Raw genomic sequence first — 13697 nt, 5'->3', positions numbered from 1 at the left:
CTGGAACTAGGGAGACCCTCCCCCCGCACGAAATTTTTTTTTCGTAAGGAGCAGACCTATAAGCCCAAAAGGTGACCTGGATACGATCTGGGAGAAGAAGTTCAAAGAGACGGGAACGATGGTGAGATTCGCCGATGATCTTGTGATCTTGTGCAGAACCAAGGAACAAGCGCTAAGAGCGATTGACGTGCTCAAGGCGGTATTCGGAAAGCTGGAAGTCGAGATGAACAGGGAAAAGTCGAAGCTCATCAACCTGTGGGACGATAAACAGGGTTTCGATTTTCTGAGGATGCATCACCGGAAAATACCGAAGAAGCTGAAGGGGAACAAAACAGTCTCAATCCTCCGCAGTTACCCGTCCAAGAAAGCCATGAAGAGCATGAGACAGAAGGTGAAAGAAGCGACCAAGCCGAGAAACCGCCTGTACTGGACGATGAACCAGATGGTGGCGGAACTGAACCCCAAGATACAGGGGTGGAAGAACTACTATGGGCTTGATTCCTTTTGCCGACCCGTTCCTAAACAAAATCGACTGGTACATCCGAAAACGCCTCACGCTGTTCTGGAACAAGAAGCGCAACCGTCGTAACAAACACAGCAAGTCCAGGCAAGCCGCCATGGCGGCACAGCTTGCAGGACTAAAGAAACTCGCCAGCTAAGGAAAGTACCGCAACGCTGAAGGAGGAAGAACATCGGAAAGCCGGATGAGGGAAAACCTCACGTCCGGTTTGATGCAGGGGGGAGCTGGAAAAGTAAAAGGAGGGCTTGCGCCCTCCGATGAAATTTCAGTTCTCTACTCTACAGTAACGTTATATGAGCATGTTGGCAAGAGCGTCAACCTTGGGCAGCGTTAGTCAGGGAGAGGCATAGTGGCACGCGGTGCCGTTATGAGCGCCGGCGGTAGGCAAGTTGAGGGTCTTAGCGGCACGCGGTGCCGTTATCGGAGATGGCGGTAAGCAGGTAGAGGGGGATAGCGGCACGCGATGCCGTTATAGGTACTGGCGGTAGGCAGACGGAGAGGAATAGCGGCACGTAATGCCGTTATGAGCCCGGGCAGTAAGCAGCCCATAGGGCTTAGCGGCACGCGGTGCAGCTATCATTTTTTTGATCAAGCAGGTTGACTTCGGCACACATCGTTTGTTATCTTTTTAAATAGTAATAATTACGATTAAGGAGCGAATAAACATGTCTAACGAACGAATCATTCCCGTCACGGTGCTCAGCGGGTACTTGGGCGCTGGGAAAACGACAATACTGAATCATGTGCTGAACAATCGGGACGGACTAAAGGTCGCGGTCATCGTCAACGACCTGAGCGAGGTGAATATCGACGCGGACCTGATCAGGGACGGCGGAGGCGTATCCCGAACCGACGAGACGCTCGTCGAGATGTCGAACGGCTGCATCTGCTGCACGCTGCGCGAGGATCTGCTGCGGGAGGTGGAGCGCCTGGCGCGGCTAGACAGGTTCGACTACATACTGATCGAGTCGACCGGCATCGGGGAGCCTTTGCCTGTCGCGCAGACGTTCAGCTACATAGACGAGGCGCTCGGCATTGACCTGACGAAGCTGTGCCGGCTGGATACGATGGTCACGGTCGTGGACGCGAACCGCTTCTGGCACGACTATTCCTCCGGCGAGACGCTGCTCGAGCGCAGCCAGGCCGCCGGCGACGACGACATCAGGGAAGTGTCCGACCTGCTGATCGACCAGATCGAGTTTTGCGACGTGCTGCTGCTGAACAAATGCGACATGCTGGACGCGGACAGTCTGGACGCGCTGGAGCGGGTACTGCGGGCGCTGCAGCCGACGGCGCGGTTCATTCGCGCGACGAACGGCCAAGTCGATCCGACGGCGATCCTGAATACCGGATTGTTCGACTTCGAACGCGCCAGCGCGTCGGCGGGTTGGATCCGGGAGCTGGAAAAGCCGCATCATACGCCCGAGACGGAAGAATACGGCATCTCGTCGTTCGTTTACGAGCGCAGGCTTCCCTTTCACCCCGCCCGGCTCATGACTTGGATGTCCGAGTGGCCGGCGGAGATCGTCCGGGCGAAAGGGACGCTCTGGCTGGCCACCCGTCATGCCGTCGCCCAATCGTTCAGCCAGGCCGGCCCGTCCATTCAGATCGGACCCGCCGGCTGGTGGATCGCCGCGCTGCCGGACGGAGAGCGCGAGCAACTGCTCCGCGAGGAGCCGGAGCTGGCGCAAGGCTGGCATGCCGAATATGGCGATCGCGTCAACAGGCTGGTGCTGATCGGCATCGACATGGATCGCCGGTCGATCGAGGACGAGCTGGACGGATGCCTGCTGACGGACGCAGAGCTGGCAGCGGACTGGCGCTCGCTCGCCGATCCGTTCCCTCAAGCGCCGGGCGAGCTGGCCTAGCCGAACTGACGCGGACTAGGGGGCCTGCGCCATATGCCCCGGCTGACCGGGATGTGAAGTCATGGTATCATAAGGTCAAACCGGACCTGACCAGGACCGGACAGGACAGGAAGGATACCGATGCCATGACCCTACAGCAATTGCGCTATATTATCGAGGTCGCGAATCGCGGATCGATGAACGAAGCCGCCAAGCGCCTTTTCATATCGCAGCCCAGCCTCTCCAACGCGATCAAGGATCTGGAGGAGGAGCTTCGGATCACGATTTTCGAGCGCACGAACAAGGGGATCTCGCTCTCCAAGGCCGGCGCGGAGTTTCTCGGCTACGCGCGGCAGGTGATCGAGCAGGCCGAGCTGCTGGAGAACCGCTATCTGGGCGCGAAGCCCGCGCCGCAGCATTTTTCCGTATCGACGCAGCACTACGCGTTCGCGGTGAACGCGTTCGTCCAGCTCGTCCGCGAGCACGGGCAGGACGAGTACGAGCTCGCGCTTCGGGAGACGAAGACGCACGAGATTATTCAGGACGTCAAAAGCCAGCGCAGCGAGATCGGCATTTTGTATATCAACGACTTCAACGCCAAGGTCATCAAGCGGCTGCTCCGCGACGCGAACCTGAAGTTTACGAGCCTGTTCACCGCCAAGGCGCATATTTTCGTCAGCGTGAACAATCCGCTCGCGAAGCATCCGGTCGTGACGATCGACCAGCTCGACGATTATCCGTACCTGCACTTCGAGCAGGGCGAGTACAATTCGTTCCACTTTTCCGAGGAAATCCTGAGCACGTTGTCGCACAAAAAAAGCATCAAGGTGAACGATCGCGCGACGCTTTTTTAACCTGCTCATCGGCCTGAACGGGTACACGATCTCGACCGGCGTGCTGAGCGCGGATCTGAACGGCAACGAGATCATCCCGGTTCCGCTCGCGAGCGAAGAGACGCTGCATGTCGGCTGGATCAGCCATCAGAACGCGGCGCTCTCGAAACTCGCCGTCGCCTACGTCGAAGCGCTGGAGCAGGCGATCGCGGTCGAGTGAGTCCGTATCCGCTTCGCTATCCGGTATAGTTGCAGGCTATAGCCGGCCATAGTATTTTGAAGTTACGCTATACCCGGATGCCTGTGCTATCTTTCAATTAGCAGTCAAAGCGGGCGCCGCTCCAACCGGCGCGAGTCGCTTTGCTCCATATTGGAAGGCAGAGGAGAAGGCATATGAAAAGCGGCAATCTGGGGTATCCCCGCATCGGGCAAGACCGCGAATGGAAAAAGGCGCTGGAAGCTTACTGGGCCGGCAAATCGGACGAAGCGACGCTGCACGCGACGCTGAAGTCGATCCGGCTGGATAACCTGAAAAAGCAGCGCGACCAAGGCATCGACGTTATTCCGGTCGGCGACTTCACGTATTACGACCACATCCTGGACACGTCGGCCATGTTCGGCATCGTACCCGAGCGGTTCGGCTACGCGGGCGGCGAGGTCGATCTGCCGACCTACTACGCGGTCGCGCGGGGCAGCCGGGATTCGGCCGCGAGCGAGATGACCAAGTGGTTCAACACGAACTACCACTATATCGTGCCCGAGCTTGGCGCAGGCGCGAGCCCTCAACTGACGGTCAACCGCCCGCTCGAAGCTTACCGCGAAGCAAAGGCGGCGCTTGGCATCGAAGGCCGGCCGGTCATCGTCGGGCCGTACACGTACTTGAAGCTGTCCAAGGGCTATGCCGCGGCGGAGCTCGACGGCTGGATCGATCGACTGCTGCCGCTGTACGCGCAGGCGCTGCGCGAGCTCGAAGCCGAAGGCGTCGAATGGGTGCAGGTGGACGAGCCGATCCTGGCCACGAGCCTGACCGAGGACGACCTATCCCGCGTGCGGCGCATCTACGAAACGTTGACGAGCGAGGCGTCCGGCATCCGGATCATGCTGCAGACGTACTTCGAATCGGTCGACGCTTACGGCTTCGTCGTCTCGCTGCCGGTTCACGGCATCGGGCTCGACTTCGTCCATGACGGCGGCCGCAATCTCGCGGCCGTTCGCGAGCAGGGCTTCCCGGCCGACAAGACGCTCGGGGCGGGCCTGATCGACGGCCGCGGCATTTGGAAGGCCGACCTGCGCGGCAAATGGGCGACGCTCGCCGCGCTCCGCGGAGCCGTCTCGGCCGACCGCATACTGGTTCAGCCGTCGTCGAGCCTGCTGCACGTGCCGGTCAGCGCGGAGCGCGAGACGGCGCTGCCGGCCGAGCTGCGAGGCGCGCTCGCCTTCGCCGACGAGAAGCTCGCCGAGCTCGCGCTGCTCGCCAAGGCGGGACGCGAGGGCGTCGAAGCGATCGCCGCCGAACTTGAAGCGGCGGATCGCAGCCGCGACGCGCTGCAGCGTTCCGCCGCACGCACGAACGAGCGCGTCCGGGCGCGCATGGCCTCCCTCGCGTCGGAGCCGGCGGCGCGGTCGAACGTCTTCGAAGCCCGCCGCGCGGTGCAGGACGCCAAGTGGCAGCTGCCTCCGCTGCCGACGACGACGATCGGCAGCTTCCCGCAGACGCCGGAGGTGCGCGGCGCGCGCCAGAAATGGCGCAAAGGCGAGTGGTCGCCAGCGCAATACGAATCGTTCATTCAAGCGCAAATCCGCGAATGGATCGATATCCAGAACGAGATCGGCCTCGACGTGCTCGTGCACGGCGAATTCGAGCGCACCGACATGGTCGAGTTTTTCGGCGAGAAGCTTGCCGGCTTCGCCTTCACGGCGAAGGGCTGGGTCCAGTCCTACGGCTCGCGCTGCGTGAAGCCGCCGGTCATCTACGGCGACGTCGAATTGCCGGAGCCGATGACCGTCGCCGAGACCGTCTATGCGCAATCGCTGACTTCGAAGCCGGTAAAAGGCATGCTGACCGGTCCCATCACGATTCTCAACTGGTCGTTCGTACGCGACGACAAGACGCGCGAGGAAGTCGCCTATCAGATCGCGCTGGCGCTCCGGGACGAGGTCGAGGCGCTCGAGGCCGCAGGCATCGGCATGATCCAGGTCGACGAACCGGCGCTGCGCGAAGGCCTGCCGCTGAAGCGGGACCAATGGGCGCATTACCTGGATTGGGCGGTGCGCGCCTTCCGCTTGTCCACCTCGACGGTCAAGGACGAGACGCAGATTCACACGCATATGTGCTACAGCGAGTTCCACGATATCATCGAATCGATCAGCGCGCTGGACGCGGACGTCATCTCGATCGAGACGTCGCGCAGCCACGGCGAGTTGATCGGCATTTTCGAGGAACACACGTACGACAAAGGCATCGGACTCGGCGTCTACGACATTCATAGCCCCCGCGTGCCTTCGGCGGACGAGATGACGCAGATGATCGACCGCGCGCTGCGCGTGCTCGACCCGGGCCTGTTCTGGATCAACCCGGACTGCGGCCTTAAGACGCGCGGACGCGCGGAAACGGTCGAGTCGCTGCGCCATATGGTAGAGGCGACCGAGGCGGCTCGTTCAAGGTATGCGGTCAAGCAGGCTTAAGATTTAGCACGAACCTGTATATTTAGCACGAACCTGTATATTAGGAAGAAACTGCGAGAGAGCGCTGACGGCGCTCTCTTTTTCGATCGGAGTAACCGACGGCAAGCCGAGCGAAGATACCGGACTCAGATGGACTCAGATGACGCTATTTCGTACAAAACGGTGCAATTGCGATCCTTTCGGACTGGAGAGCCGTTATTCACCCGGATCCAGGCCAAAAAAAGGTCTCCAATCCCGCGATAGAGACTCCTGGGTCCGCGAACAGGCCGCAAAGCGCGATAAGAACAAAAATAAGGGCGCCTAGGTCCATACGCTGCGCGCCATACGCTGCGCGCCATACGCTGCGCGCCATACGCTGCGCGCCATACGCTGCGCGCCATACGCTGCGCGCCATACGCTGCGCGCCATACGCTGCGCGCCATGCGCGCCATTGCGCAAACAATGGCCGCAGGCGGTTTTTCTAATACGGGGCGGCCGTATCGCGCATTGACGGAACGCCCTTCGAATGACTAAGATGATTTTATTCGATCGAAGACGGAGGTAGGTCATGAAATACGGATTGGCCGTCGGCTTGGCCGGCAGCGTCGGCGCTTTGCTTCGCTACGAGGCGGGGCTGTGGACGCATGCCTGGTGGCATTCTGCGTTTCCGCTCGCGACGCTCGCGATCAATCTGACGGGCTGTCTTGCGCTCGGCTGGTTCACGGCTTGGGCCGCGATGCGACCGGGACTGCCGGAATCGCTTCGGCTCGGGATCGGCACCGGCCTGATCGGCGCGTATACGACTTTTTCGACGTTCAGCGTAGAGACGCTGGCGCTGCTTCGCGACGGACGAGCCGGCCACGCGGCGCTCTATGTCGGCGCGAGCCTGATCGGCGGGCTGTTGTTCGCATGGGGCGGCTTCAGGCTTGGCGAGAGACGCAAGAGCGTTAAAAAGCGCGAGGTGGCAGGACCATGACGCCCGGTCACGAAGGGCTGGTCGCGCTCGGCGGATTTTTTTGGCGCTTGCGCGAGATACGGCATCGGCATATGGGGAAAAAAGAAATTCCGGACCAGGCTGCCCGTATCTACGATGATCATCAATCTATCGGGCTCGTTTTTGCTCGGCATCGTCGCCTCCGCGGGCGGCAGCGAGGTTTCGCTGCTCGCAGGGACGGGCTTCATGGGCGCCTATACGACGTTTTCCACCTTTAACGCGGAAAACGTGCAGCTATGGCGCAGCCGGGCCTGGCGCACGCTGTCGGTATACGTGGCAGGCAGCTACATATTCGGCGTCTTGCTTGCGTGGGCAGGCTATGCGCTCGGCAGCCGCTTATAGCTTTCGCGTTTTGACGCATCGTCTCGCAGCCGTTTTCCCGGCAGCCCCGTTCGCCCTAGCGGCGACCGGGGCATTTTGTTTTTTTTCGCCGCGCGAGCCTATACAAGGCGATATTTCGATGCTATATTAAAAATGAAACATTGGTTTTAATAAGTGAAACTATATGGGCTGGGAGTGAACAACAGAGGGATGCGCACATACGAATTATCCAAAAACGGCTACGATCGATCCAAGCGCTATTTGGCCGGGGGCGTAGCCAGCTCGCTGCGGGCGGCGATGAAGCCGGTGCCGCTGTTCGCGGAATCCGCGCAAGGCGCGGTCGTCCGCGACGTCGACGGCAACGCGTACATCGATTACCTGCTCGGCTACGGTCCGCTCATTCTGGGACACGCCTACGGGCCGGTGAACGAGAAGGTGTACGCGGCGATGCAGCGCGGCATTACGTACGGTCTCCAGCATCAGGGCGAGATCGAGCTTGCCAAGCTTTTGACCGAAGTGCTGCCGTGCGCCGACAAGGTGGCGCTGAGCGGTTCGGGTACCGAAGCGGTCATGCTGGCGCTGCGTCTGGCCCGCGCGTATACGGGCAGGTCGAAAATTATCCGGTTCCACGGCCATTACCACGGCTGGTCGGATTCGATCTATACGTCGTTCCCGAGCGCCGACATGCCGAGCGCGTCGGCGTCCGCGACGGCTTCTGGCGCCGTGCCTCCGGGCACTGCCGGGCAGAGCGAGCTCAGCCTGCGCGACGTCGTTCTGCTTCCCTGGAACGATCAAGCCGCGCTCGAGGCCGCGCTGGCCGAGCATGAGGGCGAGATCGCCGCGGTCATCTCCGAGCCGGTCATGTGCAATTCGGGCTGCATTGTGCCGCGTCCGGGCTATCTGGAATTCATGCGCGAGGCCACGGCTAAACGCGGCATCGTGCTGATTTTGGATGAAGTCATTACCGGCTTCCGCCTCGGCCTCGGCGGCGCGCACGGCCGCTTCGGCATCAAGCCCGATCTCGTCACGGTCGGCAAGGCGATGGGCGGTGGTTTCGCGGTGAGCGGGGTTGCCGGGAGAGCCGAGCTGATGGCGCTGATCGACGACGGGACGGTGAGCCATCTCGGCACGCTTAACGGCAATTGCGTCGCGACGGCGGCCGCGCTGGCGACGATCGGGGAGCTGGCGAAGGACGACGGGGCCGCTTATGATAAAATGGAGAAAAACGCAAGCAAGCTCACGGCCGGCCTTCGGACGCTGCTGGGCAAGCACGGCATTCGAGGCGTCATCAACGAGATCGGGCCCGTATTCCACTTCATTTTCACCGAACAGACCGTCGTCGAGGACTTTGCGTCGTTCAACCTTCGCGATTCGGCCAAGTACGCGCTGTTCGCGGAGCGGATGCTGGAAGCCGGCGTGCTCGTCCGCCCGAACGGCCTGTGGTATGTGTCCGCAGCTCACGAGGACGCCGATATCGATGCGACGCTCGAGGCGGCCGATCGGGTATTGGGCGGCTTGCGTTAACGAAACGGAGAGAACGAGATGGACAAGGACCTGGCCGACAAGCCGGATAGATACACGATCCAGTCGATCGACAAGGCGCTGACGCTGATCGAACTGTTGGCGGAGCGGGGGTCGCTCAGCCTGATCGAGCTGACCGAGCTGCTCGAGCAGCCCAAATCGTCGACCTACCGGATCATTCTGACGCTGCAGAACAGGGGCTTCATCGACCGGGACGACGAGGACGGCAAGTATTGCCTCGGCTACAAGCAGCTGATGCTGACCCGGAGCATGCTGGAGCGGAGCAGCCTGAGGTCGGCGGCGCTCGCGGAGATGAAGAAGCTGTCGGAGCGGTACGGAGATACGGTGAACCTGGGCGTGCTGGTGGACGGGGAGGTCCTGTACATCGAAATTCTCGAGAGCCTGCACCCGCTGCGAATGACCGACACGGTAGGCTCGCGATCGCCGTTCCACGCGACGGGCATCGGCAAGGCGATCGCCTCGCAGCTTACGGAAGAAGAAGCGCGCGCGCTTGCGGAGCGCTGCGGACTCGAGCGCTTGACCGCGAACACGATCGGCGAGTGGGACCGGCTGCGCGCCGAGCTGGAGGCGGTTCGCGCGCGAGGCTATGCGCTGGACGATCAAGAGATCGTCGAAGGCGCTCGCTGCGTCGCCGCGCCGGTGTTCAATCTGCACGGCAAAGTGGAAGGCGCGATCAGCCTTTCCGGGGCGATGCATCGCTTCGCGGCCGACAAGCTGGACGACATCGCGGCGCAGGTCGTGCTGGCCGCGAACGCCGTCTCTCGCAAAATGGGCTATCGACAGATCAAATAAACGAATCTAATAGAAGAAAGAAGGAATTCAGAGATGTCCGAATGCATCCAAGCCGGCCAAGCGCCGCAATTTCCGTTGCCGTTCTCTCATGCGGTCAGATCCGGCGATCACGTCTACGTTTCCGGTCAGGTCGGCGTAGACCCGGCGACGCTCGTCAAGGACGGGGATACGATCGAGAGCCAGACGGTTCGGGCGTTTCGCAATATCGAACTCATACTTAACGCGGCCGGCCTGACATTGGATCACGTCGTTAAAGTCAATGCGATATTGTCCAAGGGAGAGGATTCCCCCGGGCTACAACAAAGCTTACGCCGGCATCATGAAGGCGCCATATCCGGCGAGAACGACGGTCCATGCCGGCATCGGCGACTACCTGGTCGAGATCGACGTGATCGCCAGCGCGACTTCCGTTCGGGGAGAAGCAAGGTGAGTTCCGAGTCCGGACGAAGCGCGCGGTTGTTCGCCGTGGCCGGTCTCTTGCATGAGACGAACACGTTCGCCCCGTTCGCGACGGAGATCGAAGCCTTCTCGAAGGAGTGGATTCGGGGGGGCGGAAGCTTTTGTAGGACGCTATGAGGGAACCCGGACCTCGATGGGAGGCGCGATCGCCGCGGCGAAAAAGCTTGGCGTCGGGCTGAAGCCGGGCTTTTATGCGGCCGCGACGCCAAGCGGAACGTTAGGGGACGCGACGGCGGAGAAGCTGATGGAAGAGGTCGTCGCATCGGTCTCTCCCGATTCGGACGGTCTGCTGCTTATCGTGCACGGCGCCATGGTAGCGGCTTCCTATCCGGATCTGGAGGGGGGAACTGCTGCGCCGGCTTCGCGCGAAGCTCGGCCCGGGCTTCCCGATTGCCGCGACGATCGACCTTCACGGCAACGTCAGCGCCGATATGGCGGAACTGGCAGACGTCATCGTCGGCTATGACACGTATCCGCACGTCGATATGTTCGAGCGCGCGGCGGAGGCGTTCGAGCTGCTCGCCGGCTGCGCGGAAGGGCGGATTCGCCCGGCAAGAGCGCTCGCCCATTCGAACATGCTCGTCGTTCCGCAAGGCATGATGACGGAGCAGGGGGCGATGAAGGCGCTGATGGAGCGGGCGTTCGAGATGGAACGGACCGCGGGCGTGCTGAACGTGACCGTCGCCGGCGGATTTCCCTATAGCGACGTCGCCGATGCGGGCATGAGCTTCATCGTGACGACGGACGGGGACGAAGCGCTCGCCTCCCGGCTTGCGCAGGAGCTGTGCCTCATGGCGATCGGCTTTAAGGAAAGGTTCGGCGTGTCGGCCTTGCCGCCTCAAGAGGCGGTCGCGGCAGCGCTCGCCGCTCCGGAAGGTCCGATCGTCCTCGTCGAGGGCTCGGACAACGTGGGAGGCGGCGCTCCGGCAGACGCCACCCATACGCTGGCGCGACTGACGAATCTTCCGAAGCGCGCGCTGGCCGTCATTTGCGACGAAGCGGCCGTCAAGGCCGCCGTGCTTGCCGGTGTCGGCGGCAGCTTCCGGGGGCCGGTGGGCGGCCGGCACGACGAGCTTCACGGGCTGCCGGTTGAATTGGAGGGCAAGGTCCGTCTGGTGTCCGACGGCGAATACCGCCATGTCGGCCCCTATATGACGGGGCAGTTGGCGTTCATGGGCCTGACGGCTGTCGTACAATGCGGCAATCTGACGCTGGTTCTGACCGAGAAGCGGGTACCGCCGTGGGATCTCGGTCACGTACGGTCGTTGGGACTATGGCCGGCGGATTACCATATCATTCTGGCCAAGTCGGCGATCGCCTGGCAGACCGCCTTCGGTCCCTTTGCCAAAGGCATCGTGCACGTGGATTCTCCGGGCTGCTGCAGCGCGAATCTCGCGCATTTCCGATACGGTTCCGTCACGCGCCCGGTCTATCCGCTGGACGAGGGAGAACCGCGTTTGCGCCTGTCCGTTTTTTCTTCGCCTACCCAACTTGATCGCTGAGAAAGGAGCACTGATCGATGAAATTGCTTCATTTTATCCGGGACGGCGCGAGCCGCCTCGGCATTCGGGTCGCTGAGGGCGCCGTGCTGGACGTGGCGGAGGCGCGCGGCGCGTTGGCGGGCGACGCGGACTCCGCCGTGCCCGCTAGCGTGGGCGAGGCGATCGAAGGCGGTCCGGAGGCGCTCGCCGCGCTGCGGGCGCTCGCCGAGCGCGCTGGAAGCGCTATTACGCTCCGCGAGGAGGAGCTTGTCTTCGCGCCCTGCGTGCCGAAGCCGGGCAAGATCGTCTGCGTCGGCCTGAACTATCGCAAGCACGCCGAAGAGACGAATGCGCCGATTCCGCAGTCTCCGATTTTGTTCAGCAAATACGGCAACGCCCTTGCCGCGCACCGGGAGGACATTCCGCTGCCGTCGGCCGTGTCGGACCAGGTCGATTACGAAGCGGAGCTGGCCATCGTCATCGGGCGCAGGGCCAAGGACGTCTCCCGCGAGGAGGCGCTGAACTATGTGTTCGGCTACTGCAACGCCAACGATCTGTCGGCAAGGGATCTGCAGCTGCGCACTTCCCAATGGCTGCTGGGCAAAACCTGCGACAAATTCGCGCCGATCGGACCCTGGCTGGTGACGGCGGACGAGGTCGGCGATCCGAACGCGCTCGCCATCTCCTGCTCGGTGAACGGGGAGATCCGGCAATCGTCGAATACGGCGGACATGATTTTCCATTGCGACGAGATCGTCAGCTACCTGTCCCGGCACATGACGCTTGAGCCGGGAGACCTTATTCTCACAGGAACCCCGGAGGGCGTCGTATTGGGCTATCCGGCAGATCGGCAAGTTTATCTGCAGTCCGGTGACATCGTCACGGTCGAGATCGAGAAGCTCGGCCGCCTGACGAACAAGATGGTCTGATGAAAAGCATCGGCATCGGGGTCATCGGCTGCGGGTATTTCGGCGCGGCGTTCGCGCGCATTCTCGCCGCGATGGACGGCGTACGCTTGGCAGCCGTCTGCGGCGGCGGGAATCGCGATCTCAGCGGCATTGCCCGCGAGCTCCGGTGCGATGCGGAGTCTGGCGCGGACGCGCTTCTCCGCCGCGCGGACGTGGATGCCGTTGTCGTGGCCAGCCCGAATCATCTGCACAAGGCGTCCGTTATCGCGGCAGCCTCGCAGGGCAAGCACGTCTTCTGCGAGAAGCCCGCCGCCCTGTCGCTGAGCGATTGCCGGGAGATGGTGAACGCTTGCCGCGAGAACGGCGTTCGGCTCATGCTGGGCCATATTTTGCATTTCCTCCCCGGCATCCGGCAAGTGAAAGCCTGGGTGGCGGCAGGAGAGCTTGGGCGGCTCACGACCGTTCATGCGGCGCGAACGGGCTGGGAGGATGCGCGCCCCCCTAGCGGCTTGGAAAGGAATTCGCGCCCAATCTGGCGGACAGCTGTTTCACCATATTCACGAGTTGGATTTGCTGCTGTCGCTCATGGGGCCGGTCGAGCGTCTTTTCATGCTGGGGGATCGGGTCGCCCATCGCGAGACGCGCGGCTTCTCCGACGAAGACGACGCGCTGCTATTGAACCTTCGATTCGAGAGCGGGGCGCTCGGCACGCTTCATTACGGATCGAGTTATCGCCGCGGCGAGCATTACTTGAAGCTAAACGGAACGAACGGCTCCGTCTGGGTCGACTGGCATCAATCCGCGATCGAGCTCAGGAGAGTAGGAGAGCCGCCTGTCCGCATCGGGATAAACGGGGACGTGCAGGAGGACGAGCAACGTGCGGCTTGGTTTCGCGGCGAGCGAGGCGGCGGAGTCGTATTCGGAAGCCCCGAGGAACATCCTCCCGATTTCCTGCGCGCGCCGATGAAGCGGGAAATGCATGCATTTCTCGCTGCCGTCGGCGGCCAACCGGCCGAGTCCGAATTTCAAGCGCTGATAGACGGAACGGCTGCGCTTCGTTCGGTAGCGGTGGCAGAGGCGGCGATGAGATCCGGATCGGAAGGAATCGCGCTGGATCTTACATCCGACATCCATGATTGCGATTACAATGGATAATGATGTCATGTAACCTTACGCGCATCGCAAAAATTGCATTCAAACGATTGACAGTCATGAAGCTACAGTGTAAGCTTTATCTATCATCTGGTCATACCATAATCTCCATTTTCAAAGGCTAAGAGACGACGATCCGACGCTTGTAGGAAGATCCGAAGGAGCCATTGTGATAAGGAAAGCG

12 protein-coding genes and 2 pseudogenes are annotated in these 13697 nt (G+C 61.7%); all 14 read left to right on the top strand.

The features are described 5' to 3' along the window. The first annotated feature begins 58 nt into the window (after positions 1–58). The 14 genes and pseudogenes from OMP40_RS32040 to OMP40_RS31975 all read left to right on the top strand — a co-directional run bounded on the left by OMP40_RS32040 (position 59) and on the right by OMP40_RS31975 (position 13516). Positions 59–589 carry a group II intron maturase-specific domain-containing protein gene (locus OMP40_RS32040; protein ID WP_338131345.1) on the top strand — a complete coding sequence of 177 codons (531 nt, stop codon included), beginning with the start codon at positions 59–61 and terminating at the stop codon, positions 587–589. Between the two features lie 596 nt (positions 590–1185). Further along, positions 1186–2388 (top strand): GTP-binding protein, encoded by a 1203-nt coding sequence (locus tag OMP40_RS32035; protein ID WP_277537311.1) that lies wholly within the window; start codon positions 1186–1188, stop codon positions 2386–2388. 125 nt (positions 2389–2513) lie between these two features. Beyond that, positions 2514–3420 (top strand): annotated as a pseudogene (locus tag OMP40_RS32030) (LysR family transcriptional regulator). A 173-nt stretch (positions 3421–3593) separates the two neighbouring features. After that, complete coding sequence (gene metE / locus OMP40_RS32025; RefSeq protein ID WP_277537308.1) at positions 3594–5885, top strand: 5-methyltetrahydropteroyltriglutamate--homocysteine S-methyltransferase; 2292 nt, start codon at positions 3594–3596, stop codon at positions 5883–5885. Positions 5886–6432: 547 nt separating this feature from the next. Next, complete coding sequence (gene crcB / locus OMP40_RS32020) at positions 6433–6840, top strand: fluoride efflux transporter CrcB (protein ID WP_277537306.1); 408 nt, start codon at positions 6433–6435, stop codon at positions 6838–6840. Positions 6841–6903: 63 nt separating this feature from the next. After that, complete coding sequence (locus OMP40_RS32015; RefSeq protein WP_338131344.1) at positions 6904–7200, top strand: fluoride efflux transporter FluC; 297 nt, start codon at positions 6904–6906, stop codon at positions 7198–7200. Between the two features lie 189 nt (positions 7201–7389). Then, positions 7390–8703 carry an aspartate aminotransferase family protein gene (locus OMP40_RS32010; RefSeq protein ID WP_277537305.1) on the top strand — a complete coding sequence of 438 codons (1314 nt, stop codon included), beginning with the start codon at positions 7390–7392 and terminating at the stop codon, positions 8701–8703. Between the two features lie 18 nt (positions 8704–8721). Further along, the gene (locus OMP40_RS32005; protein WP_277537302.1) at positions 8722–9513 is read left to right on the top strand and encodes an IclR family transcriptional regulator; all 792 of its coding nucleotides are present in this window, start codon (positions 8722–8724) and stop codon (positions 9511–9513) included. A 33-nt stretch (positions 9514–9546) separates the two neighbouring features. Next, positions 9547–10089: a RidA family protein gene (locus OMP40_RS32000; RefSeq protein ID WP_277537301.1), complete on the top strand. Its 543-nt coding sequence runs from the start codon at positions 9547–9549 to the stop codon at positions 10087–10089. A gap of 16 nt (positions 10090–10105) precedes the next feature. Further along, positions 10106–10438 carry a M81 family metallopeptidase gene (locus OMP40_RS31995; protein WP_277537299.1) on the top strand — a complete coding sequence of 111 codons (333 nt, stop codon included), beginning with the start codon at positions 10106–10108 and terminating at the stop codon, positions 10436–10438. After that, a complete protein-coding gene (locus OMP40_RS31990) occupies positions 10320–11474 on the top strand; it encodes a M81 family metallopeptidase (protein ID WP_338131343.1) in 1155 nt (384 codons plus the stop codon). The genes OMP40_RS31995 and OMP40_RS31990 overlap by 119 nt, the downstream gene beginning before the upstream one ends. Before the next feature lie 17 nt (positions 11475–11491). Then, positions 11492–12382 (top strand): fumarylacetoacetate hydrolase family protein, encoded by an 891-nt coding sequence (locus OMP40_RS31985; protein ID WP_277537298.1) that lies wholly within the window; start codon positions 11492–11494, stop codon positions 12380–12382. Beyond that, positions 12382–12687 (top strand): annotated as a pseudogene (locus OMP40_RS42600) (Gfo/Idh/MocA family protein); the annotation flags it as partial. The gene OMP40_RS31985 and the pseudogene OMP40_RS42600, both read left to right, overlap by 1 nt. 163 nt (positions 12688–12850) lie before the next feature. Then, the gene (locus tag OMP40_RS31975) at positions 12851–13516 is read left to right on the top strand and encodes a Gfo/Idh/MocA family oxidoreductase (RefSeq protein WP_277537294.1); all 666 of its coding nucleotides are present in this window, start codon (positions 12851–12853) and stop codon (positions 13514–13516) included. The last annotated feature ends 181 nt before the right edge of the window (positions 13517–13697 follow it).

The organism is Cohnella rhizosphaerae (assembly GCF_029525575.1).
In the GTDB taxonomy this organism is placed as follows: Bacteria; Bacillota; Bacilli; order Paenibacillales; family Paenibacillaceae; genus Cohnella; species Cohnella rhizosphaerae.
This window is presented reverse-complemented; position numbering and strand designations above follow the sequence as displayed.

Excerpts from the sequence above, each read along its gene's own strand:
- OMP40_RS31995 (WP_277537299.1), top strand. The coding sequence starts at position 10,106 with ATGGGAGGCGCGATCGCCGCGGCGAAAAAGCTTGGCGTCGGGCTGAAG.
- metE (WP_277537308.1), top strand. The coding sequence starts at position 3,594 with ATGAAAAGCGGCAATCTGGGGTATCCCCGCATCGGGCAAGACCGCGAA.
- OMP40_RS32035 (WP_277537311.1), top strand. The coding sequence starts at position 1,186 with ATGTCTAACGAACGAATCATTCCCGTCACGGTGCTCAGCGGGTACTTG.
- OMP40_RS32005 (WP_277537302.1), top strand. The coding sequence starts at position 8,722 with ATGGACAAGGACCTGGCCGACAAGCCGGATAGATACACGATCCAGTCG.
- OMP40_RS32000 (WP_277537301.1), top strand. The coding sequence starts at position 9,547 with ATGTCCGAATGCATCCAAGCCGGCCAAGCGCCGCAATTTCCGTTGCCG.
- OMP40_RS32010 (WP_277537305.1), top strand. The coding sequence starts at position 7,390 with ATGCGCACATACGAATTATCCAAAAACGGCTACGATCGATCCAAGCGC.
- OMP40_RS31985 (WP_277537298.1), top strand. The coding sequence starts at position 11,492 with ATGAAATTGCTTCATTTTATCCGGGACGGCGCGAGCCGCCTCGGCATT.
- crcB (WP_277537306.1), top strand. The coding sequence starts at position 6,433 with ATGAAATACGGATTGGCCGTCGGCTTGGCCGGCAGCGTCGGCGCTTTG.
- OMP40_RS31975 (WP_277537294.1), top strand. The coding sequence starts at position 12,851 with ATGCGCGCCCCCCTAGCGGCTTGGAAAGGAATTCGCGCCCAATCTGGC.